The organism is Nocardia sp. NPDC005745 (assembly GCF_040630775.1).
In the GTDB taxonomy this organism is placed as follows: Bacteria; Actinomycetota; Actinomycetes; order Mycobacteriales; family Mycobacteriaceae; genus Nocardia.
This window is the reverse complement of the sequence record NZ_JBEXYF010000016.1, coordinates 142,253-163,014: the sequence shown is the minus strand read 5'-3', so window position 1 is coordinate 163,014 and position 20,762 is coordinate 142,253. Positions and strand designations below refer to the sequence as shown.

The window sequence follows — 20,762 nt, the reverse complement described above, 5'->3', positions numbered from 1 at the left end:
CAGTAAAGACGCAACCCGCGATCTGCCTGACCACCGAGGTTGGCCGGTAGGGATCGTTGCAGTGTCGCGCAGATCAGCTCGCCCCGGTTCTGCCGGAGGCGGCGGTCAGGCTGTGGACGAGCAGGTCGATCACGGCTCGCTTGCCCTCGTCGTCGCGCTGGTGGGTGAGGAGGCCTTCGATGACGAAGGTGCCGATGGCGGTCATGGTGGCGAGGTCGGTCTCGGCGGCGCCGAGCGCGCGGAGGTCGTCGGTGAACAGGGAATCGGCCAGGTGATGGAACCCGGTGTGCCAGGTATCGATGGCAGGGGAGGCCAAGGCGCGGGTGTGCACGGTGTTGACGAGCCCGTGCAGCCGTTCCAACTGGTTGACCACCCACAGCAGTCGCTCGTTCAATGGCAGGCCGTCGATCTCTGTGTAGGAGGTGAGCGCCTCGGCCAGGAGACGGTCCAGGACGGCGATGAGCAGCTCGTCCTTGTCGCGGAAGTACCAGTAGATCGTGTTGACCGTGACGCCGGCGGCCTTGGCGATCTGCCCCATCGACGCCGACTCGTAGCTGTCGTCGATGAACAGGCGCTGCGCGGCGGCGACGATCTCCTCGCGCTTCTCCTCGCGGTCCTGCGGGCGTCGATTCCGGGGCACCCCAGCACCCTATCTTGAATGGCGATCAAGAAGGAGCTAGCTTTCTCGAGTGCCATTCAAGAAAGGTGGGCTGAGGCACGGCCCGCCTTCACACCCGGGCCCCGCGAGCTGCCCGGCCCGCCCGCCTGATCCGCCCCACTTGTCGGCCCCCGCTCGAACGAAGGATCCCATGACCGCATCCACTCACACCGCGCTGATCACCGGCGCGTCCGCCGGCATCGGCGCGACGTTCGCCCGCCACCTAGCCGCCCGCGGCTACCATCTCCTGCTGGTCGCACGCCGCGCCGACCGGCTCCAGGAGCTGGCCGCGGAGCTGACCCAGCAGCACGGCGCGCAGCGCTATGAGGTGTTCGCCGCCGACCTCACCGACCCCGCCGCCCCGGCCGCCATCCTCGGCTACGCCGACGAGCGGGGACTGGACATCGACGTCCTGATCAACAACGCCGGGCTGTCGGGAAAGACCGCCTTCGCCGACACTCCCTGGGACACCCTGGCCGCAGAGATCCAACTGATGGTGACCGCTCAGACCGAACTCGCCCACCTGGTCATCCCCGGCATGAAGAAACGCGGCTGGGGCCGCATCATCAACCTGTCCTCGGTCGCCGCGTTCGCACCACCAGCGGCGAGCTTGCTCTACACCGGGATCAAGTCCTACGTCCTCAACATCTCACAAGCCCTGGACATGGAACTCAAACCGCACGGCATCCACGTGACCGCCCTGTGCCCCGGCTTCACCCACACCGAATTCCACGACGTCATGGGTACCCGAGACCAAGCCAACCACCTGCCCCGCATCATGTGGCAGCAGCCGGAAGCCGTCGTCACCGAAGGCTGGGACGCCGTCATGAAGGGCAAACCCGTGTGCATCCCCGGCATCGTCAACAAGATCTCCGCCGCCGCCATGAAGCCCCTGCCCGTACGTCTGGGCTACCTCGCCGGCAAGACCCTCAACCCCTTCAAGAACAGCTGAACCCTCTCACCTCGCGTTGAGCGACGGCCCGGCCGTGGAGGGGAGTCCGAAGACGTGATCGACCACGCTAGTCGCTCCCTTCGGCGGACTGGGTAGCGGTCACGAGGGGAGCGAGACGCGGCAGCACCGATTCACCGTATGCCTGGAGGGTCGCGGTTTTCGCGTCGTGCTGGAGATAGACGGCGAATTGGTCCACGCCGAGCTCCGCGAGGCCGCGCAACCGGGACAGCTGGTCGTCGGGCGTGCCCAGCAGGCAGAAGCGGTCCATGATGGCGTCGGGTACGAACTCGGCGTGCATGTTGTCCGCGCGTCCGTGCTGGTTGTAGTCGTAGCCTTGCCTGCCTTCGACGTAGTCGGTGAGGGCGGCCGGAATATCGCCCGTCGTCCCGTATCTCGCGACGATCTCCGCCACGTGGTTGCCGACCATCCCGCCGAACCATCGGCACTGTCGGCGCGCGTGCGCCAGCGCCGCGTCCGTCCCGTCGGTGACGTAAGCGGGCGCGGCGACGCAGATCCGCACCGTCGCCGGGTCCCGGCCCGCGCGCTCGGCCGCCGCGCGCACCCGCCCGATGGTCCAGGCGGTGATGTCCGGGTCGGCCAGCTGCAGGATGAAGCCGTCCGCGACCGCGCCGGTCAAGTCGAGAGCACGTGGCCCGTAGCCCGCTACCCATACCTCCAGCCGCGAGTCGGCCGCCCACGGCAGCCGGACCACCGTGTCGTCGATTCGCGCGCTGCGCCCGTTGCCCAGCTCCCGGATCACCTCCACCGCTTGCCGCAGTGTTGCCAGGGTGGCGGGTTTCCCGCCTTGCGTGCGCACCGCCGAGTCACCGCGGCCGATCCCGCACAGTGTGCGGTTGCCGAACATCTCGTTGAGCGTGGCGAAGGTCGACGCGGTCACCGTCCAGTCCCGGGTGGCCGGGTTGGTCACCATCGGACCGACCATCACCTTGCGGGTGGCGGCCAGGATCTGGCTGTAGATGACGTACGGCTCCTGCCAGAGCAGATGCGAGTCGAAGGTCCAGACATGGGAGAAACCGTACGTCTCCGCGAGCCTGGCCAGTTCGATCACTCGCGAGGCCGGGGGCGTGCATTGCAGCACCAGACCGATGTCCATGCGGCACTCTCCGTTTCGAGGATCGAAAGGCGCGTCAGATCAGGTTCTGCGAGAGGTCACGCTTGACGAACCGGCCGTGTCCCGCGCGACCGAGATAGCCGCCGCCGTCCACGACCACCCGGCCCCGGGACAGCACCGTGTCGACGTGACCGTCGATCTCGAATCCCTCGTAGGCCGAGTAATCCATGTTCATGTGGTGGGTCTTGCCGAGACCGATGCTGGTGTGGCCGTCCGGGTCGTAGATGACGATGTCTGCGTCCGCCCCCGGGCTGATCACTCCTTTGCGCGGGTACATGCCGAACATCCGGGCCGGCGCGGTGCAGCAGACCTCGACCCAGCGTTCCAGCGAGATCCGCCCGCTCCGGACGCCCTGGAACATCAGATCCATCCGATGCTCGACGCCGCCGATGCCGTTGGGGATCTTGCTGAAGTCGCCGAGACCCAGTTCCTTCTGGTCCTTCATGCAGAACGGGCAGTGGTCGGTGCCCACGGTCGTGACGTCACCGGTGCGCAGATAGCGCCACAGCTCGTCCTGATGCCCCTCGGCCTTCGATCGCAGCGGTGTCGAGCACACCCACTTCGCGCCCTCGAAACCCGCTGCGCCCAGCTGGTCTTCGAGCGAGAGGTACAGGTACTGCGGGCAGGTCTCGCCGAAGACGTTGCGTCCGGCGTCGCGGGCGGCGGCGATCTGGGCCAGCGCCTGCCGGGCCGACACATGCACCACATACAGCGGCACGCCCGTCAGCTCGGCCAGCATGATCGCGCGGTGGGTGGCCTCCTCCTCCAGCTGCCACGGTCTGGTCGTGCCGTGGAAGTACGGCGCGGTCTGCCCGCGCGCGAGCGCCTGCTCGACCAGCACATCGATGGCGATCCCGTTCTCGGCGTGCATCATCAGCAGCGCACCCAGCTCGGCCGCGGACTGCATGGCGCGCAGTATCTGGCCGTCGGTGGAGTAGAAGACACCCGGGTAGGCCATGAAGAGTTTGAAGCTGGTGACCCCCTCGGCCACCAATTCGCTCATCCCCTTCAAGGACTCGTCGTCGACCTGACCGATGATCTGATGGAAGCCGTAGTCGATCGCGCACTGTCCGGCGGCCTTCGCATGCCAGGCGGCCAGGGTGTCCTGCACCCGCTCCCCCGGCTTCTGCACGACGAAGTCGACGATGGTGGTGGTGCCGCCCCACGCGGCGGCGCGGGTGCCGGTCTCGAAGGTGTCGGAGGCCCGGGTCCCGCCGAAGGGCATCTGCATGTGGGTGTGGCCGTCCACACCGCCGGGGATGACGTATCTGCCGGTCGCGTCGAGCACCCGATCGGCGGAGGCGGCGAGGTCCGCGCCCAGCGCGGCGGAGCCCGGCTGGAGGACGGCGACGATGGTCTCGCCCTCGACCAGCACGTCGAGCGGCTGCGATCCGGTGGCGGAGACGACCGTGCCGCCGTGGATGAAAGTGCGCGCCATGTCGTTCCCCGGTATCAGGGGGCCACCAGCGGCCCGTAGGCGTCGGGGCGGCGGTCGCGGTAAAAGGCCCAGCGATCGCGCACCACCTTGATCAGGTCCATGTCCAGATCGCGGACGACCAGCTCGGGGTCGGTGTCGGAGGCGACGTCACCGACGAACTTGCCTTCCGGGTCGACGAAGTAGCTGGTTCCGTAGAAGTCGTCGTCGCCGTACTCCTCGACGCCGACGCGGTTGATGGCGCCGATGAAATACTCGTTGGCCACCGCTGCCGCCGGTTGTTCCAGTTTCCAGAGGTAGCCGGACAGACCCCGCGAGGTGGCCGACGGGTTGAACACGATCTCCGCCCCGGACAGGGCCAGCGCGCGCCAGCCCTCCGGGAAGTGCCGGTCATAGCAGATGTACACGCCGACTCTGCCGACCGCGGTGTCGAACACCGGCCAGCCCAGGTTGCCCGGGCGGAAGTAGAACTTCTCCCAGAACCCGTGCACGTGCGGCAGGTGGTGTTTGCGGTACTTGCCGAGATAGCTGCCGTCGGCGTCGAGCACCGCGGCCGTGTTGTACAGCAGGCCCGGCTGTTCCTGCTCGTACACCGGCAGGATCATCACCAGGCGCAATTCCTTCGCCAGCGCGGCGAATCGCTCCGTGGTCGGCCCCGGGACGGATTCGGCGTAGTCGTAGAACCCCGTGTCCTGCCGCTGGCAGAAATAAGGCCCGTAGAACAGCTCTTGGAAGCAGATCACCGCGGCCCCCTCCGCGGCGGCCCGGCGCGCGTATTCCTCGTGCGCCTTCAGCATCGACTCTTTGTCGCCGGTCCAGTTCGTTTGGACCAGCGCCGCTCGAACGATTCCCATGCTTTGTTATACGTCACCGGGAACCAATTCTGTTGTCCAACAAGTTGCCGGAAACATTTTGTGGCCGATCTGCGGCCATCGCAGGCGCTGACATCCGACCGCGCAGGCGGAAATCGAGCCGTACTCCCCCACCACTGCCGGGGAGATGGAATGATTCGCGCTGCATCGTCCGGTGCGCAACCCCGAGTGAAGGAGCTTTTCAGCGGTGAGCAGCGAAGTGCAAGCGCGAGAACTCGTCAACGGCCGGCGCGCGGGGCGCCGGAGCCTACCGTGGCGATCGCTGCGGATCCTCGGGGTACTCGCCGTCGGCGTGACGCTGGTGGCGTCCGCGACGGGTGTCGTCTCGGCGACCCCCGCGCCGGCTCGGGAGCAGGGCCCGGCCGGCTGCGGCGCACCGGCCGCCGGTCAGCCGAACGGCAAGCAGTGGCCCGCCGAACCCGGCATGACCATCGATGCCAACGCCGGATACACGGCGACGCTGACCACCAGCTGTGGCACGGTGACCATCGCCCTGGACGCGGCACACGCGCCGCGCACGGTCAACTCGTTCGTGTTCCTGGCCGGTGAGCAGTTCTTCGACCACACGAAGTGCCACCGGATGACCACCGAAGGCATCTACGTCCTGCAGTGCGGCGACCCGACCGCCACCGGCATGGGCGGCCCCGGTTACTTCTTCCCCGACGAGAACCTGGCGGGGGCCACCTACCCGGCCGGTACGGTCGCCATGGCGAACGCCGGGCCCGGCACCAACGGCAGCCAGTTCTTCCTGGTCTACCGCGACGCGCCGCTGCCGCCGAGCTACACCCCGTTCGGACGGGTCACCGCGGGCATGGATGTTCTGTCGTCCATCGCCGCCGCGGGCGTCAAGGACGGCTCGTCCGACGGCGAGCCCGCCGTCGAGGTCGTGCTGAATTCCGTCGCCGCCGGACGGAACTGAATCCCGCCGCGGTGGCGGTGCGCTCCGGCGTCGCCACCGCGGGTTCAGCCCGCCGTCGATCAGGACACGCCGGCACGCCGCCGCAGCACCAGCGCCATGACCGGCTCGACGAACCGGCTGGCGATCGGACCCAGAACCGCCATCAACAGCACGTAGGTGGTGGCCAGGGCGGCGAATTCGGCCGGGACCGCGCCCGCGGCGACGGCGAGTCCCGCGATCACGATGGAGAACTCGCCGTGGGCGACCAGTGCGGTGCCCGCGCGCGCCCGGCCGAGGCGGCCGGCGCCGGCCCGCTTGGCCGCCCACCAGCCGGTGGCGATCTTGCTGCCCGTGGTGACGAGCGCCAGCAAGCAAGCCCAGCCCAGCACCGGCGGGATGCTCGCCGGGTCGGTGCTCAGGCCGAACAGCACGAAGAACAGCGCGGCGAACAGATCGCGCAGGGGTTCCAGCAGTTTGGTCGCGTTGTGCGCGGTCGAGTCCGAGATCGCGATGCCCAGCAGGAAGGCGCCCACCGCCGCGGATACCTGGACCGCGGAGGCCGCGCCCGCCACCAGAAGCGCGGATCCGAGCAGCTTCAACAGGAAGATCTCGCGGTCGGCACTGTCGACGATCGCGGAGACGTAGCGGCCGTAGCGCAGCGCGACGATCAGCACGACGGTGACCGCCGCCAAGGCGATGCCCAACGTCTTCAGTCCGGCGACGAAGCCCACACCGGCCAATACCGCCGTCAGCACCGGCAGGTATCCGGCCATCACCAGATCCTCGAACACCAGGATGGACAGGACCACCGGCGTCTCGCGGTTACCGAGCCTGCCCAGATCGTTGAGCACCTTCGCGACGATGCCCGAGGAGGAGATGTAAGTGACTCCGGCCATGGCGATGGCGCCGGTGAACCCCCAGCCGAGCGCGAACGAGACGAGCACACCCGGGGTCGCGTTGAGCACGAGGTCCACCACACCCGCGGCCCACGATCGGCGCATGCCGGTGACCAGTTCCGGTGCGCTGTATTCCAGTCCGAGCAGCAACAGCAGCAGGACGACGCCGATCTCGCTGGCGAGGTGGATGAAGTCGTCCGCCTGCCGCAACTCGACAAGGCCGCCGGTGCCGAACACCAGCCCGCCGATCAGGTACAGCGGAATGGGCGACATGCCGATGCGCGCGGCGATCCGCCCGAGCAGGCCGAGGCCGAAGAATACCGCGCCCAGCTGGATCAGCGCGAGCGCGGTCTCGTGTGCCACCATGCGCTCAGCCGTCTAACAGGATCTTGGCGGCGGCCTCCAGACCCTCCGCGGTGCCGACGACGACAAGCACGTCCCCCGCGGTGAAGGTGAAGTCCGGTCCCGGGGACGGAATGGGCTGCCCGCTGCGCACCACCGCGACGATGGAGGCCTTGGTCCTGGTACGTATCTGGGTCTCGCCCAGCCTGCGCCCGTCGAAGCGGGACCGGTCCGGGATGGACAGCTGACGGGTGGTCAGCCCGGTGAACTCCCGATGCTCCTCGCGCAGCTGCTCGACCAGTTGCGGCGCACCGAGCAGGCTGGCCAGCACCGCCGCCTCCTTCGCCGTCAGCGGTACCTGTTCGGTCTCGTCGGGGTCGTCCGGCTTGCTCACGATGAGGTCCATCGTGCCGTCGCGATGGACGATCACTCCTATCCGGCGTCGTGTATTGGTCAGCGGAAAATCCTTACGCACACCGATACCCGGCAGGGGTGTCACCTCAACGTTCACGATTCCACCCTAACGACCAGTCGTCGGCGGCCAGCCGATGGGTGACCGAATTGTCCGGATAATGTGCGCGTTTCCGCACCACAGAACGGCGCCGCGAGTTGGATTATGGTTCACCGGCCGTGGTAAGAGAGATGACATGTCCCGTACATCGCCCCGTCGCCGAGCCGCTGCATTCCGTTGCCGCGGCGACCGCGCCGTGCGAGTCCGGTGACGGCCGCCCGAGCGGTGAACCGGCTCCTCCGGCCGGGTGCGGTCACCCCGGCGGGGCAGCACGGGGGCGCCGGCGGATACCGGCACGATCTGGACGGGTTGCGCGGTGTGGCGATAGCGCTGGTCGTGGCGTTCCACATCTGGTTCGGGCGGGTCTCGGGCGGCGTGGACGTGTTCCTGGTGCTGTCCGGCTTCTTCTTCACCGGCTCGCTTTTGCGCGGGGCGGAATCCACCGGCACCGTCCGCGTCCTCCACACCGCGGGCAGGCTCGCCCGTAGATTGCTGCCCGCGCTGGTGACACTTCTGGCAGCCGTGGTCGCGGCGACCGTGCTGCTGCGTCCGTTCACCCAGTGGGGCGAGATGGCGGCGCAGACGCTGGCGTCGCTGCTGTACTACCAGAACTGGTATCTGGCGCTGTCCTGGTCGGACTATCTGGCCGCCGATCCGTCGGTGAGCCCGCTCCAGCACCTGTGGTCGATGGCCGTGCAGATGCAGTTCTACCTGCTCGCGATGCTCGTCGTGGCGTGGGCGGCGGCCCTGTGCCTGCGTTTCGCCCGCCCTGGGGCACTGCGCCCCGTGTTGGCCGTCCTGCTCGCCGCGGGCACGGTGGCCTCGTTCGTCTACGCCGCGCACGGCACCGCGGTGCAGCAGGGCTGGAATTATTACGACAGCTTCGCCCGCGCCTGGGAGTTGTCGGCCGGCGGCCTGCTGGCGATCGTGGCGCCCTGGCTTGCACCGCCGCGCCCGGTGCGGGTCGCGGCGGCCGTCCTCGGTGCGGTCACGGTGCTCGCCTGCGGATGGCTGATCGACGGCGCCGACCGGTTTCCCGGTCCCGCCGCGCTGGTGCCGGTCGGCGCCACGCTGGCGCTGATCCTCGCGGGCGGCGGCCTGACCGCCGCCGAGCAACCGCTGCCCAACCGGCTGCTCGGCGCTGCGGCGGCGGTCCGTCTCGGCGAACTGTCCTACGCGCTGTACCTGTGGCATTGGCCGATCCTGATTTTCGTCCTGGCGCGGACCGGAGCCGCGACCGCCGGACTCGGCGTCGGCTTGGGGGTCATCGGGGCATCGCTGGTGCTCGCCTATCTGACGAACCGGTTCGTCGAGGAGCCGCTGCGGATGCGGTCCGGCCGCTCGGCGCGCGAGACACCCGTCCGCCCCCGCCACACCGGCCGGCTGGTCGCGGCGCTGGGCATCGCGGTGCTCGCGGTGTCGGTCGGCGAGCAGGTGGTGACCAGGGCCAATCCGCCGCGGGCGGTGACGGCGCTGGAACCGGTGCACTATCCCGGCGCGGAGGCGCTGGTCGGCGGTGCGAGCACGCCCGAGGCCCCGATGCGTCCGACCGTGTACGAAGCGCCGGCGGACGCCGCCTACCCGTCTCGCGACGGCTGCATCGCGGACTGGGACACCCGCGATGTCATCACCTGCACCTACGGGGATGCCCACGCGCAGCGGACCCTCGCGGTGGTGGGCAGTTCGCACGCCGAGCACTGGGTACCGGCCCTGGACCTGCTCGCTCGCGAGCACGCCTTCCGGGTCGAGGTCTACCTGAAGATGGGCTGCCCGCTGACGGTGGCGGCGGAACCGATGTACAAGGGCGAAGCGAATCCGGATTGCCGCGACTGGTCGCTGGAGGTGATCGACCGCTTGGCCGTCGAACGCCCGGAGTGGGTCTTCACGACGGCGACCCGGCCGCGAGACGGCGACGGCGACGAGACTCCGGGCGACTACCTGGACGTCTGGGCCCGGCTGGCCGACCGTGGACTCAATGTGCTCGCTATCCGCGACACACCATGGCTGCGCCGCGACGGGGTGCGGTATCGAGCCATCGACTGCCTCGCCCAGCAGGGCGACCGGATCAGCTGCGGCATGCCACGCGCGGCCGCGCTGAATGCCGTCAACCCGGCGCTGGAGTTCGCCGCCTCGTTCCCCAACGTGTTCCCGGTGGATCTGTCCGACGCGCTGTGTGAACGCGACGTCTGCGCGGTCGCCGAGGGCAACATCCTCATCTATCACGACGAGCACCACCTCACCGCCAGCTATTCGCGCTCGCTCGCACCGGAACTCGGCAGGCGCTTGTCGCCGATCCTCGGCTGGTGGTGAAGCGGACTCAGTTCAGCCGCAACATATCCGACCAGGCCCGTGACCAGGGCTCATGCGGTCGCCCGCAGCGCCAGAGGGTGACTGCGCGAGTGACGCCGGGAAATCCCAGCCGGGCGTCGACGTGCCCGATCGCGCTCACCTCCCCGCAGCGTGCCAGCACATCGGCCTCGGTGCCGCCCACCCACAGCACCGTGGTCGCCGTGTCCGGCGGGGCGCCGAAGTATCCGAAACCGCGGTTCGGGCTGTACACGGCGGGCAAGCCGTATGCCGCGCGATCGACATCCAGAGCGCTTGCCTGCCAATAGGAATCGGCGATCACCACCGCCACCGCCCGTTCCTGTTCCGGCAGCGCTTCGTACGCGGATGCCACACCCGTCGCGAGCTCCGACCACCCGAATCGCCCGTACACCGCGATTTCCAGCCCCGCCTCGGCTTGGTCGGCGACCGGTTCGATGTCCGCCTCCGGACGCAGCGGCAGCGAGAACACCAGCAGTGCGGCGGAGATCGCCACCGCCGGGACGGTGAGCAGCACCCGCGAGCGCCGCATATTCTCCGTCCAGCGCACCGCGCCGGCCGCGATCAGCACCCCATAGCAGCCCGCCGCGTAGTACGGACGTCCGTTGGTCGCGATGAAGACGACCACCAGCACCAAGGGCAACAGCCCGAGAAATCGGTACGGCCGCCAGCTCTCCGCCCGCAACAGCGTCCACACGCCGTAGATCAGAAGTATGCCGCCGAGCAAGCCGGCCGAGGCGAGCGCCAGCGGCAGCCAGACAGCCCGGCCGCCGATCGTGGCCTGCTCCGCGGCGACCACACCACCCAGACGCAGCTGCGGCCAGCCGTGCGCCGCCTGCCACGCCAGGCTGGGCGCCGAGGTCAGCGCGACGACCGCGCCGCCGTACCACAGTGCGGGGCGGCGCAGCAGCTCACGCGGCCCACAGACCGCCACCCCGACCGCGAGCGCGATCCAGAAGAACGGGATCAACCACTTGACCTGCATATCCAGTGCGGTGACCAGCCCCGAGGCGAACAGCAGGCCGTCGCGGCGGGTGCGGACCCAGCGGACCACCAGCCAGCTCACCACCACCCAGAGCGCCGTGTCGATCGTGTTGGTGGCCAGCAGAGTGCCCTGCACCAGCAGGAATGGTGAGGTGGCGTAGGCGGTCGCGGTCAGCACCTGCGCCGCGCGGCCGCCGCCGAATTCCCGGGCGATCCGCGCGGACACCAGCACGGCCGCCACGGTGACCAGCACGGCCGGAAGACGCAGCGCCACCAGCGAACCCGGGGCGAGCAGGTCCATCGTCCCGGCGATCGCGGGCAGCAGCGGCCCTTGGTCGGCGTAGCCGGCCGCGAGCCTGCGCCCAGCCGCGACGAAATACAGTTCGTCACCGAAGAATCCGTACCGCCCGATGGAGACCAGCAGCGCCAGCGCGCCGAGCGCCGCCACCGCGCCCGCACCGCCGAGGGCGAACGGCGGTAGCGGGTCGCCGGAATCAGTCGGCTTCTGTCGAACATTCGGCACGTCGGTCACCTTCGCCCGCCTTCCGCGTCGCTGTGTCGAACAACCCACACAGGTGCGCCGAATAGGCGTCCATCGCGAAATCCGGTTCCCGCACGGCGCGCCCGGCCGCGCCGTCGATGGCGTCGCGGATCGACTTGGCCATCAGCAGCGGATCGAATTCGCCGAACTCCCCGGTGCGTTGTCCTTCGGTCATGATCTCGACCAGGGGGGCGATGATGTCACGTTCCCCGTCGGCGGAGGCGAATTTCGGTTTACCGTCCGCGTCCCGCAGATTCGTCACGACGTCCACCAGCGCGGCCACGTAAGTGGTGTTCGCCGCGATGAAGCCCAGGTTCGACTCGAGGTAGGCAAGCAGTCTTGCGCGCGCCCCGGCCGCCGCGCCCACCCGTGGCGCGATGTACTCCGCGGCCGAGACATACAGCTGGATGACCAGCTGCGTCATCAGATCGTCCTTGCCCTCGAAGTGGTAGGAGATGACACCCTTCGAGATTCCCGCGTGCTCCGCGATCCGCGCCAGCGAGGCGCTGGCGTACCCGACGTCGGAGATCACCTCCACCGCCGCGGCGATGATCTGCCGCCGCCGGGCCTCCTCGATGAACGACTTGCGTTGGCCGCTCGTATCAATTTCTGGCCGCATGGCCAAATTTTAGCACGAGCGGCCTACCCCCTCTTGCCTAGCGCGCGGCGGCCCGGACCGCGTCGAACGGCGCACGGTCGAAGATGATCCGGACATAGGTGATCCGCCCATCGATCACCGTGTGCCACTCCGCTCCGGGCGCGTTCGGAACCGGAACGGTCACGGTGTCGTACATCAGCAGCGCGGTGCGGTCATCGCCGAACGACGCGAGCAAGGTCGAGTCGGTGAGGATCCGGCTGAACGGTTCGAGGAAATCGCGGAACGCCGCGGCGCCCGCGATCCGCCCGGCCGGTGCGTCACAGATGATGTCGTCGGCGACGTATGTCATGGCGTTGCCGAAATCGTGTCCGGTCCAGGCGCGATAGAACGCCAGCGAGGTCCGCAGTGCGATGGGTTCCGACATTGTGTCTCCTTCCGGTGAGCATCGGCGCTTCGCCGTGCTGTAGGTAGTGACACCGGAAAGCGGCCCGATGGAACGTCCGACGACGAACTGGCACCATCGACGGCGTGCAGCAGACGACCTTGGAGCGGGCCTGCGCGGGCGACGAGTCGGCGTTTCGGATCCTCACCGATCCGTACCGGCGCGAACTGGAACTGCACTGCTACCGCCTGCTCGGCTCGTTGACCGATGCCGAGGACATGGTGCAAGAGACCTTACTGGCGGCTTGGCGCGGCCTGCCGGGGTTCCAGCAGCGGTCATCGCTGCGCTCGTGGCTGTATCGCATCGCCACCAACCGGTGCCTCAACGCGCTGCGCGACGCCCGGCGCCGAATGCCGCCCGAGCCGGTGCCACCGTTCTCGCCGCCCGAACCCACGCGCCGGGACGAGGTGCGCTGGTTGCAGCCGTACCCCGACAGCAAGCTGGACATCGCCGACCCCGCGCCCGGTCCGGAGGCCCGCTACACGGCCACCGAAGCGGTCGAGCTGGCCTTCGTCATGGGTTTGCAGCGACTCTCGCCGCGCCAAGCCGCGACCCTGGTGCTGCGCGATGTTCTCGGTTTCCCCGTCGCCGAGGTGGCCGACCTCCTCGGCGACACGCCTACCGTGGTCAAGGGACAGCTGCAACGCGCACGGGCGTCGCTCGACCGGCATCGGGGTCGCACAATTCCGCGCCGAGCCGCTCCCGACGAATACGATCTCGCACGCCGCTTCGCCTCGGCATACCTCTCGGGCGACGTCGACGGCGTGATCGCGCTGCTGACCGACGACGCGTGGCTTTCGATGCCTCCCGCGCCGCACGAGTATCAAGGCCCGGCCGCTATCGCGGAATTCCTGTCCGCTTCCTTCGCCTACAGTGGTGAGCGCCGCATCCACCTGGTGCCGACGGGCGCCAACGGCCTGCCCGCGTTCGGCGCATACCTCGACGACGCACTGCGACCGGTCGCGACTCCGGCCGGCCTGATCGTGCTCACCCCCGCGGGCAATCGCATCGGCAGGATCACCCGTTTCCACCTCGACGCTCTCTATCCGCGGTTCGGCCTGCCCGACCGCTTGCCTGCCGGCCCGCCGCCCGCGTGACCGGTGCGATCGAGCTCCGGCACGAACGGCGAAAGGGCCGCGCCTCCGAGGAGACGCGGCCCTTCCTGGTCCGGCGAACCTTTACAGGTACTGACCGGTGTTCGACTCGGTGTCGATGGCGCGGCTGGCGCTGGCGTTCTTGCCGGTGACCAGCGTGCGGATGTAGACGATCCGCTCACCCTTCTTACCCGAGATGCGGGCCCAGTCATCCGGATTCGTGGTGTTGGGCAGGTCCTCGTTCTCGGAGAACTCGTCCACGATCGAATCGTAGAGATGCTGGATGCGCAGGCCGGGGTTGCCGGTGTCGAGCACCGCCTTGATGGCGTACTTCTTGGAGCGGTCCACGATGTTCTGGATCATGGCGCCGGAGTTGAAGTCCTTGAAGTACAGGACCTCTTTGTCACCGTTGGCGTAGGTGACCTCCAGGAAGCGGTTGTCCTCGCTTTCGGCGTACATCCGGTCGACGACCCGTTCGATCATCGCGCGGATGCACAGGTTCTTGTCGCCGCCGAACTCGGCCAAGTCGTCGTCGTGCAGCGGCAGGTGCTCGGTGAGGTACTTCGAGAAGATGTCCTGCGCCGACTCCGCGTCGGGACGCTCGATCTTGATCTTCACGTCCAGGCGGCCCGGCCGCAGGATCGCCGGATCGATCATGTCCTCACGGTTGGAGGCGCCGATCACGATGACGTTCTCCAAGCCCTCGACACCATCGATCTCCGACAGCAGCTGGGGCACCACCGTGGTCTCGACGTCCGAGGAGACGCCCGAGCCGCGGGTGCGGAAGATCGAGTCCATCTCGTCGAAGAACACGATCACCGGCGTGCCCTCGGACGCCTTCTCGCGGGCCCGCTGGAAGATGATCCGGATGTGGCGCTCGGTCTCGCCCACGAACTTGTTCAGCAGCTCGGGACCCTTGATGTTCAGGAAGTAGGACTTGGCTTCCTTGGCATCCTCACCGCGCGCCTCGGCGATCTTCTTGGCCAGCGAGTTGGCCACCGCCTTGGCGATGAGCGTCTTGCCGCAACCGGGGGGACCGTAGAGCAGCACACCCTTCGGCGGACGCAGCGCGTACTCGCGGAAGAGGTCCTTGTGCAGGAAGGGCAGCTCCACCGCGTCGCGGATCTGCTCGATCTGCCTGCCGAGACCACCGATGTCGCCGTAGTCGACGTCGGGCACCTCCTCCAGCACGAGGTCCTCGACCTCGGCCTTGGGAATGCGCTCGAAGGCGAATCCGGCCTTCGTGTCCACCAGGAGCGAGTCGCCCGGCCGCAGCTTGCGAATGGGGGAATCGGGGTCGTCCAGGTCGTCCATCTCGGCGACCTTCGCCAGCGGGCCTGCCAGCCACACCACGCGCTCCTCGTCGGCATGGCCGACGACCAAGGCGCGACGTCCGTCGTCGAGGATCTCCCGGAGGGTGCCGATCTCGCCGACCGCGTCGTAGTGCCCGGCCTCGACGACCGTGAGCGCCTCGTTGAGGCGGACGGTCTGACCGTATTCGAGCGTCGAGGTCTCGATGTTCGGTGAACACGTCAACCGCATCTTGCGACCCGAAGTGAACACGTCGACCGTCTGATCGTCGTACACACCGATCAGAATGCCGTATCCGCTCGGCGGCTGACCCAGCCGATCGACCTCCTCGCGGAGCGCCACCAACTGCTGGCGCGCTTCCTTGAGGGTGTCCATCAGCTTCGTGTTGCGAATGGTCAGCGAATCGATGCGGGCTTCCAATTCCCGTGTGCGATCCGGCGAGTCGGCGAGTTGCCTTCGGAGTGCAGCCGCTTCGGCGCGTACCGCCTCGAGCTCTCTCCAGGCCGCCGAATCCGAATTCTCGATGGGGCTCATGTGCTGCTCCTCCCAGTCCCGGTCTATCAACGCTACCGGGCGCGACCCGTTCTCGCTTTCCGACATGGTTTCGTGGTGATCACATCTGGGCCGCGATCGGCGGCCGGACCACCATGTTAGCCTGCCCTAACCCGACCCTGGCGAGCCTGCTCGCCGCCCGAGCCGAAAGGTTGCCACCATGCTCCTTCCCGCGAGAACCCTGCGTGTTTCCCTTGCCACCGCCGCCGCGGCGCTGGCCATCTCCGGCGCGTTGGCGGCGTGCGGCTCCGACGAGGACTCTTCCACCAGTGCGGCGACCTCCGCCACCATCAGCGCCGCCGCGTCGGGTACCCATGATCACGGTGACCATGCGGCCGGCGCGCCGACCGCCGAGACCTTGCAGGCGATGCTGGTCAGGCTCGCCGATCCGAATGTACCCACCGCGGAGAAGTCCAAGCTGATCGTCAACGGTGACAAGCGCACCGCGAACATCGACCAGATGAACGCCGGCCTGCAGGGCTACACGCTGACCTTCGCCGTCGCCGACCTCACCACCCAGGGCAACACCGCGAACGCGCAGGTGACCATCAGCTCGCCGCACGGCGCCGCTCCGGCCGTCCCGCTGACCTGGGAAAACGTCGACGGCACCTGGAAGCTGTCGGACGCGAGCGGCTGTCTGCTGCTCGGCTTCGCGCAAGCGCCCTGCGTCCCGGCCTGAGTCCGGCGCGCCGATCACCCCGTCGCGCCCTGCCGCGCTCAGCCCTTCGACGGCCTGCGCTGCGGCTTGGGCGTGACGGTGCCCTCGGCGAGCCTGCGGGCGCTGACCAGGAAGGCGGTGTGACCCTGCATGCGATGCTCGGGCCGCACGGCCAGGCCGACCACGTGCCACGGGCGCACCAGCGACTCCCAGGAGCGCGGCTCGGTCCAGCACTCCTGCTCGCGCAGCGCTTCGACCACCTTGGACAGCTGCGTCACGGTGGCCACGTAGACGATCAGCACGCCGCCGGGCACCAGCGCCTTCGACACCGCCGGTAGCGCGTCCCACGGCGCGAGCATGTCCAGCACGGCGCGGTCGACCGGCTCCCCGGTGTAGTCGGCCACGTCGCCGATGGTCAGCGACCAGTTCGCCGGGCGCTCGCCGAAGAACGTCTCCACGTTGCGGACCGCGTGCTCGGCGTGGTCGGCGCGGATCTCGTAGGATACCACCTGCCCCTGCGGCCCGACCGCCCGCAGCAGCGAGCAGGTCAGCGCACCGGACCCCGCGCCTGCCTCGAGCACGCGGGCCCCGGGGAACACGTCGCCCTCGTGCACGATCTGCGCGGCGTCCTTGGGGTAGATCACCGCGGCCCCGCGCGGCATGGACAGCACGTAGTCGATCAGCAGCGGACGCAGCGCGAGGTAGGGCGTGCCGTTGGTGGAGTGCACCACGCTGCCCTCGTCGGCGCCGATCAGGCTGTCGTGCTTGATCCCGCCGCGATGGGTGTGGAACTCCTTGCCCGGCTCCAAGACCACCGTGTACAGGCGCCCCTTGGCATCGGTCAGCTGCACCCGGTCACCGATGGTGAATGGCCCGGTCCGTCTGGCCGTCATGAATCTCCGTTCCGCTGGTTGGAATCCGCGCTGTCCGGCACCGGCGTGTCGGTACCGCGGGATAGCCTGCCAGGTATGTGCTCGCCCGTGTCCACGCCCCCTGCCGACGACGCGCGGACCTCCGAGCCCGACGCGACGGCGAGCCGCGCCCGGCCCGCGCTGTCGCCTTCCCGGGCAATGGATTTCAAACAGTGTCCGCTGAAATACCGTTTCCGGGCAATCGATCGGATACCGGAGCAGCCGTCGGTGCACGCGGTGCGCGGCACGGTGGTCCACGCGGTGCTGGAGGATCTCTACGGGCTGCCCGCGGCCGAGCGGGTTCCCGAGCGCGCCGAGGCCCTGGTCCCCGCGGCGTGGGCGCGGGTGCGCGCCGAGCAGCCGGAGGTCGCGGAGCTGATCGCCGGCGAGCAGCTCGACGTCTTCCTCGGCGAGGTGCGCGCACTGGTGGGCCGTTACTACCGGCTGGAGGATCCGACGCGTTTCGACCCGGAATCGCGCGAGGCGCGGGTGGAGGTCGAACTCGCCGACGGCGCGCTGCTACGCGGCTTCGTCGACCGGATCGACATCGCGCCGAGCGGCGCCCTGCGCGTCGTCGATTACAAGACCGGTCGCGTCCCGGGGCCGACGCACGAGACCAAGGCGCTGTTCCAGCTGAAGTTCTACGCGCTGGTGGTCCTGCGCACCCGCGGCCTGGTGCCAGCCCAGCTACGGCTGATCTACCTGGCCGACGAGCAGATCCTCACCTACGCCCCCGACGAGCAGGAGCTGCTGCGCTTCGAGCGCACGCTCTCCGCGCTGTGGGCGGCCATCTTGGAGGCCGGCCGCACCGGAGACTTCCCGCCGAACACCGGCCGGATGTGCTCGTACTGCGACTACAAGCCGCTGTGCCCGGCGTTCGGCGGCACGCCACCCCCCTACCCCGGCTGGCCGAGCGGCGGCGCGGCCGAGTCCCCGGACGAGACCCTGGCCGACGCCGTCTCGGACTGACCGGCTAGTGGCCCCGCGCGGCCACGAGGAAGTCCAAGGACGTGCCGCGCTCGCCCAGCACGACGACCGCCCCGATCAGGACCGCCACCAGCACCGCGTCGCCGGTGATGATCAGCAGGTTCCGCAGTCGCGTCCACGTGGGGCCCCGTTCGGTGACTCCGCGCGCCGCTGCCGGGGCGGTCGCTCGCCTGCCCGGACTCGTCTCGGTCTTCTCGTCGTCGATGCTTTCCGGCACGCCGGACAGTCTTCCCGATCGGCCGCGGAGTCTCCGAGCCGAACCGCACATTCGGTCGAGGAAACATTCCGGCCGCCCGATCCCGGAGCGCGGGATCGGGCGACATCGAATGCCGGTTCTCGGCCGCACGCTCGTCGGCGGACAGCGAATGTCAGACGGTGAAGTTATGGAACAGCAACAACGAAAGCCCCAGCCCGACAGCGAGATTCACGATAGCCGCCGACCCGAACACCACCACCGGCCGCCACCCCGCTTCCCGCAGGCCGCGCAGCGAGAACTCCAAGCCGATGGAGACGAACGCGAAGATCAGGAACCAGGTGCGCAGATCGTTGACGATCGCGATATGCGCCGCGCCCGACTTCTTGTCCGCCGACTGCAGGTACAGCGTGCCGATGATCGACGCGGCGATGAAGCCGAGCACGAACTTCGGGAACCGCTCCCAGAACTGCCGCGCCGACGGCCGCGCCGCTCCCGGCCTGCGCTCGACGCGCAGCGTGAAGTACGCGGTCAGCGCGATCGCGACGACGCCGATCAGGGCGTTCTGCGTGGTCTTGACGATGGTGGCGATCTGCAGGGCCTTCTCCCCCGCGATCGCGCCGGAGGCCGCGACCGCCGCCGTGGTGTCGATATTGCCGCCGATCCAGGCGCCCGCGACCGCGTCGGACAACCCGAGCACTCCCGCCAGCCAGGGCAGCAGGAAGATCGAGGGCAGCGCGAAGACGATCACCAGCGAGGCCGCGTAGGCGATCTGCTCACGCCGGGCCTGCACCGCGCCCGCCGCGGCGATCGCCGCGCTGACGCCGCAGATCGACACCGCCGAGGACAGCAGCGCACGCAGTTTGTCGTCCAGCCCCAGGCGTCCGCCCAGCCACCAGGTGAAGCCGAACACCGCCGTGATCAGTAGCAGCGCTTGGAGAATCGACGGTCCCGCCGCGGTGACCAAAATCTTCAGATTGATCGACGCGCCGAGCAGCACCACGCCGGTCTTGATGAAGAACTCGGTGCGGAAACCCGCCGAAAGACGGTCGCGCAGAGCCAGTTTGGTCAGCACCACGTTGCCGATCAAGCCGAGTGCGATGGCGTACACCGGGAATTCGATCGACTTGGCGACCCGCTGGAACGGCGTGTCCACCGACCACCGCGGGACGTGCGTCTCGAAGTACCGGGTGAGGGCGCCGAGCACGATCACGACGACGATGCCGGCCGCGATGGCGCCGGCTGTCGGACGGGGGACCGCCTGCAGCGCTTCGGTTTCCGAGGATGGCACCTCGGCGCGTCCCGCCGCCGGCCTGTTCTCGGTCAGGGCGTTCGGTTCGTTCGCCGCTCCGGCGCCGGTCTCGGCCATCACGGCACCAGCCAGTCCGGAATCGCGCCGAGCAGGACCAGCGCGATCAGCACCAGCCCGGCGATGGCCGCCAGCCAATCCTCGTTCCAGGTGAAGGTGCTGCCCGACTGTTCCTCGGGTGGTGACTGTGACACGGGGACTCCTTGCGTTTCCTCATCGAGAGGCCGCACGGTAGCAACACGCGGTCACAGCGCACACCGATTGCGCTCAGCCTGAGCGGATCAGCCGTATCGGACGAACCCGGCGTTCAGAATGCGCGGCAGGAGCGAATGTCGGTGGCCAGGATGGCTTTGGCGCCCAGATCGGCCAGTTGGTCCATCAGCTCGTTGCTCTGTTTGCGCGGAACGAGCGCCCGCACGGCCATCCAGCCGGTATCGGCCAGCGGCGCGACGGTGGGCGACTCCAATCCGGGGGTGATGACGAACGCCTCGTCGAGCAGTTCCTTCGGGCAGTCGTAGTCCAGCATGACGTACTGCTGGGCGAAGACCACGCCCTGGATCCGGGCGACGAGCTGGTTGCGCGCCCGGTCGCTCTGGTCGGCGTCCTTGCGTTCGACCAGCACACCCTCCGAATCGCACAGCGATTCGCCGAAGGCCACCAGATTGTGCTGGCGCAGCGTGCGCCCCGAGCCGACGACATCGGCGATCGCGTCGGCGACGCCGAGCTGGATGGAGATCTCCACCGCGCCGTCGAGGCGGATCACCTCGGCCTCGATGCCCCGGCGGCGCAGATCGCTCAGCACCAGGTTCGGGTAGGAGGTGGCGATCCGCTTGTCGTAGAGGTCCTCGACCTTCCACTCCCGCCCGGCGGGGGCGGCGTAGCGGAAGGTGGAGCGGCCGAACCCGAGGGCGAGTCGTTCCTGCACCGGCGCGCCGGAATCCAGCGCGAGATCACGTCCGGTGATCCCGAGATCGAGTTCTCCGGAGCCGACGTAGATGGCGATGTCCTTGGGCCGCAGGAAGAAGAACTCGACCTGGTTGGCCGGGTCGAGAACGGTCAGATCACGCGAATCGGTGCGCTTGCGGTAGCCCGCTTCCGCGAGGATCGAGACGGCGGATTCGGACAGGGCGCCTTTGTTGGGAACTGCGACGCGCAGCATGG

Annotated in this window: 21 protein-coding genes; 6 read left to right on the top strand and 15 right to left on the bottom strand. The window is 68.7% G+C overall.

Annotation, left to right across the window (positions count from 1 at the left end; genetic code table 11):
• Nucleotides 1-73: 73 nt before the first annotated feature.
• A complete protein-coding gene (locus ABZ420_RS19030; RefSeq protein WP_357124172.1) occupies nucleotides 74-640 on the bottom strand; it encodes a TetR/AcrR family transcriptional regulator in 567 nt (188 codons plus the stop codon).
• Nucleotides 641-809: 169 nt separating this feature from the next.
• Here ABZ420_RS19030 and ABZ420_RS19025 point away from each other — a divergent pair, with 169 nt between their 5' ends.
• The gene (locus ABZ420_RS19025; RefSeq protein ID WP_357124169.1) at nucleotides 810-1,610 is read left to right on the top strand and encodes an SDR family oxidoreductase; all 801 of its coding nucleotides are present in this window, start codon (nucleotides 810-812) and stop codon (nucleotides 1,608-1,610) included.
• A 67-nt stretch (nucleotides 1,611-1,677) separates the two neighbouring features.
• Here the strand turns inward: ABZ420_RS19025 and ABZ420_RS19020 are convergent, their stop codons facing one another.
• From ABZ420_RS19020 to ABZ420_RS19010, 3 genes are read right to left on the bottom strand one after another with little or no spacing between them, the layout of a single operon-like run.
• On the bottom strand, nucleotides 1,678-2,724 hold the full coding sequence (locus tag ABZ420_RS19020) for a TIGR03842 family LLM class F420-dependent oxidoreductase (protein ID WP_357124166.1): 1,047 nt from the start codon (nucleotides 2,722-2,724) through the stop codon (nucleotides 1,678-1,680).
• A 34-nt stretch (nucleotides 2,725-2,758) separates the two neighbouring features.
• A complete protein-coding gene (hydA, locus tag ABZ420_RS19015) occupies nucleotides 2,759-4,180 on the bottom strand; it encodes a dihydropyrimidinase (RefSeq protein WP_357124163.1) in 1,422 nt (473 codons plus the stop codon).
• A gap of 14 nt (nucleotides 4,181-4,194) precedes the next feature.
• On the bottom strand, nucleotides 4,195-5,031 hold the full coding sequence (locus ABZ420_RS19010; protein WP_357124159.1) for a nitrilase-related carbon-nitrogen hydrolase: 837 nt from the start codon (nucleotides 5,029-5,031) through the stop codon (nucleotides 4,195-4,197).
• A gap of 205 nt (nucleotides 5,032-5,236) precedes the next feature.
• On the opposite strand from ABZ420_RS19010, the gene ABZ420_RS19005 reads away from it, so the two are divergent.
• Nucleotides 5,237-5,968 (top strand): peptidylprolyl isomerase, encoded by a 732-nt coding sequence (locus ABZ420_RS19005; protein ID WP_357124156.1) that lies wholly within the window; start codon nucleotides 5,237-5,239, stop codon nucleotides 5,966-5,968.
• Nucleotides 5,969-6,027: 59 nt separating this feature from the next.
• On the opposite strand, the gene ABZ420_RS19000 is transcribed toward ABZ420_RS19005, so the two are convergent.
• A complete protein-coding gene (locus ABZ420_RS19000; RefSeq protein WP_357124153.1) occupies nucleotides 6,028-7,209 on the bottom strand; it encodes a cation:proton antiporter in 1,182 nt (393 codons plus the stop codon).
• Between the two features lie 4 nt (nucleotides 7,210-7,213).
• Entirely contained in the window at nucleotides 7,214-7,696 is a 483-nt protein-coding gene (locus ABZ420_RS18995; RefSeq protein ID WP_357124150.1) for a TrkA C-terminal domain-containing protein, read from the bottom strand.
• Nucleotides 7,697-7,996: 300 nt separating this feature from the next.
• On the opposite strand from ABZ420_RS18995, the gene ABZ420_RS18990 reads away from it, so the two are divergent.
• On the top strand, nucleotides 7,997-10,006 hold the full coding sequence (locus tag ABZ420_RS18990; protein ID WP_357124277.1) for an acyltransferase family protein: 2,010 nt from the start codon (nucleotides 7,997-7,999) through the stop codon (nucleotides 10,004-10,006).
• A gap of 7 nt (nucleotides 10,007-10,013) precedes the next feature.
• Here ABZ420_RS18990 and ABZ420_RS18985 read toward each other — a convergent pair whose 3' ends face one another.
• The 3 genes from ABZ420_RS18985 to ABZ420_RS18975 are packed head-to-tail and all read right to left on the bottom strand — an operon-like array spanning nucleotide 10,014 to nucleotide 12,568.
• Nucleotides 10,014-11,528, bottom strand: coding sequence for a glycosyltransferase family 39 protein (locus ABZ420_RS18985; RefSeq protein WP_357124147.1), 1,515 nt, complete (start codon nucleotides 11,526-11,528; stop codon nucleotides 10,014-10,016).
• Nucleotides 11,500-12,165: a helix-turn-helix domain-containing protein gene (locus tag ABZ420_RS18980; RefSeq protein WP_357124144.1), complete on the bottom strand. Its 666-nt coding sequence runs from the start codon at nucleotides 12,163-12,165 to the stop codon at nucleotides 11,500-11,502. Before ABZ420_RS18980 ends, ABZ420_RS18985 begins: the two co-directional genes overlap by 29 nt.
• A 37-nt stretch (nucleotides 12,166-12,202) precedes the next feature.
• Nucleotides 12,203-12,568 carry a nuclear transport factor 2 family protein gene (locus ABZ420_RS18975; RefSeq protein ID WP_357124141.1) on the bottom strand — a complete coding sequence of 122 codons (366 nt, stop codon included), beginning with the start codon at nucleotides 12,566-12,568 and terminating at the stop codon, nucleotides 12,203-12,205.
• Between the two features lie 104 nt (nucleotides 12,569-12,672).
• On the opposite strand from ABZ420_RS18975, the gene ABZ420_RS18970 reads away from it, so the two are divergent.
• Entirely contained in the window at nucleotides 12,673-13,683 is a 1,011-nt protein-coding gene (locus ABZ420_RS18970; RefSeq protein ID WP_357124138.1) for an RNA polymerase subunit sigma-70, read from the top strand.
• Nucleotides 13,684-13,764: 81 nt separating this feature from the next.
• On the opposite strand, the gene arc is transcribed toward ABZ420_RS18970, so the two are convergent.
• Nucleotides 13,765-15,525: a proteasome ATPase gene (arc, locus tag ABZ420_RS18965; protein ID WP_062972891.1), complete on the bottom strand. Its 1,761-nt coding sequence runs from the start codon at nucleotides 15,523-15,525 to the stop codon at nucleotides 13,765-13,767.
• Nucleotides 15,526-15,703: 178 nt separating this feature from the next.
• On the opposite strand from arc, the gene ABZ420_RS18960 reads away from it, so the two are divergent.
• Entirely contained in the window at nucleotides 15,704-16,222 is a 519-nt protein-coding gene (locus ABZ420_RS18960; RefSeq protein WP_357124135.1) for a hypothetical protein, read from the top strand.
• Between the two features lie 38 nt (nucleotides 16,223-16,260).
• On the opposite strand, the gene ABZ420_RS18955 is transcribed toward ABZ420_RS18960, so the two are convergent.
• On the bottom strand, nucleotides 16,261-17,094 hold the full coding sequence (locus ABZ420_RS18955) for a tRNA (adenine-N1)-methyltransferase (protein ID WP_357124132.1): 834 nt from the start codon (nucleotides 17,092-17,094) through the stop codon (nucleotides 16,261-16,263).
• Nucleotides 17,095-17,169: 75 nt separating this feature from the next.
• Here ABZ420_RS18955 and ABZ420_RS18950 point away from each other — a divergent pair, with 75 nt between their 5' ends.
• On the top strand, nucleotides 17,170-18,081 hold the full coding sequence (locus tag ABZ420_RS18950) for a RecB family exonuclease (RefSeq protein WP_357124129.1): 912 nt from the start codon (nucleotides 17,170-17,172) through the stop codon (nucleotides 18,079-18,081).
• A gap of 4 nt (nucleotides 18,082-18,085) precedes the next feature.
• Here ABZ420_RS18950 and ABZ420_RS18945 read toward each other — a convergent pair whose 3' ends face one another.
• From ABZ420_RS18945 to hisG, 4 genes are all read right to left on the bottom strand, one after another.
• On the bottom strand, nucleotides 18,086-18,316 hold the full coding sequence (locus ABZ420_RS18945) for a hypothetical protein (RefSeq protein WP_357124125.1): 231 nt from the start codon (nucleotides 18,314-18,316) through the stop codon (nucleotides 18,086-18,088).
• 151 nt (nucleotides 18,317-18,467) lie between these two features.
• A complete protein-coding gene (locus ABZ420_RS18940) occupies nucleotides 18,468-19,661 on the bottom strand; it encodes a putative sulfate exporter family transporter (RefSeq protein ID WP_357124122.1) in 1,194 nt (397 codons plus the stop codon).
• The gene (locus ABZ420_RS18935; RefSeq protein ID WP_267468030.1) at nucleotides 19,661-19,795 is read right to left on the bottom strand and encodes a hypothetical protein; all 135 of its coding nucleotides are present in this window, start codon (nucleotides 19,793-19,795) and stop codon (nucleotides 19,661-19,663) included. Before ABZ420_RS18935 ends, ABZ420_RS18940 begins: the two co-directional genes overlap by 1 nt.
• Before the next feature lie 113 nt (nucleotides 19,796-19,908).
• Nucleotides 19,909-20,760: an ATP phosphoribosyltransferase gene (gene hisG, locus ABZ420_RS18930; protein ID WP_357124119.1), complete on the bottom strand. Its 852-nt coding sequence runs from the start codon at nucleotides 20,758-20,760 to the stop codon at nucleotides 19,909-19,911.
• Between the last annotated feature and the right edge of the window lie 2 nt (nucleotides 20,761-20,762).

Coding starts and splice junctions, on each gene's coding strand:
- ABZ420_RS19025 (WP_357124169.1), top strand. CDS start 810: ATGACCGCATCCACTCACACCGCGCTGATCACCGGCGCGTCCGCCGGC.
- ABZ420_RS19020 (WP_357124166.1), bottom strand. CDS start 2,724: ATGGACATCGGTCTGGTGCTGCAATGCACGCCCCCGGCCTCGCGAGTG.
- hydA (WP_357124163.1), bottom strand. CDS start 4,180: ATGGCGCGCACTTTCATCCACGGCGGCACGGTCGTCTCCGCCACCGGA.
- ABZ420_RS19010 (WP_357124159.1), bottom strand. CDS start 5,031: ATGGGAATCGTTCGAGCGGCGCTGGTCCAAACGAACTGGACCGGCGAC.
- ABZ420_RS19000 (WP_357124153.1), bottom strand. CDS start 7,209: ATGGTGGCACACGAGACCGCGCTCGCGCTGATCCAGCTGGGCGCGGTA.
- ABZ420_RS18980 (WP_357124144.1), bottom strand. CDS start 12,165: ATGCGGCCAGAAATTGATACGAGCGGCCAACGCAAGTCGTTCATCGAG.
- ABZ420_RS18975 (WP_357124141.1), bottom strand. CDS start 12,568: ATGTCGGAACCCATCGCACTGCGGACCTCGCTGGCGTTCTATCGCGCC.
- arc (WP_062972891.1), bottom strand. CDS start 15,525: ATGAGCCCCATCGAGAATTCGGATTCGGCGGCCTGGAGAGAGCTCGAG.
- ABZ420_RS18960 (WP_357124135.1), top strand. CDS start 15,704: ATGCTCCTTCCCGCGAGAACCCTGCGTGTTTCCCTTGCCACCGCCGCC.
- ABZ420_RS18955 (WP_357124132.1), bottom strand. CDS start 17,094: ATGACGGCCAGACGGACCGGGCCATTCACCATCGGTGACCGGGTGCAG.
- ABZ420_RS18950 (WP_357124129.1), top strand. CDS start 17,170: ATGTGCTCGCCCGTGTCCACGCCCCCTGCCGACGACGCGCGGACCTCC.
- ABZ420_RS18940 (WP_357124122.1), bottom strand. CDS start 19,661: ATGGCCGAGACCGGCGCCGGAGCGGCGAACGAACCGAACGCCCTGACC.
- hisG (WP_357124119.1), bottom strand. CDS start 20,760: ATGCTGCGCGTCGCAGTTCCCAACAAAGGCGCCCTGTCCGAATCCGCC.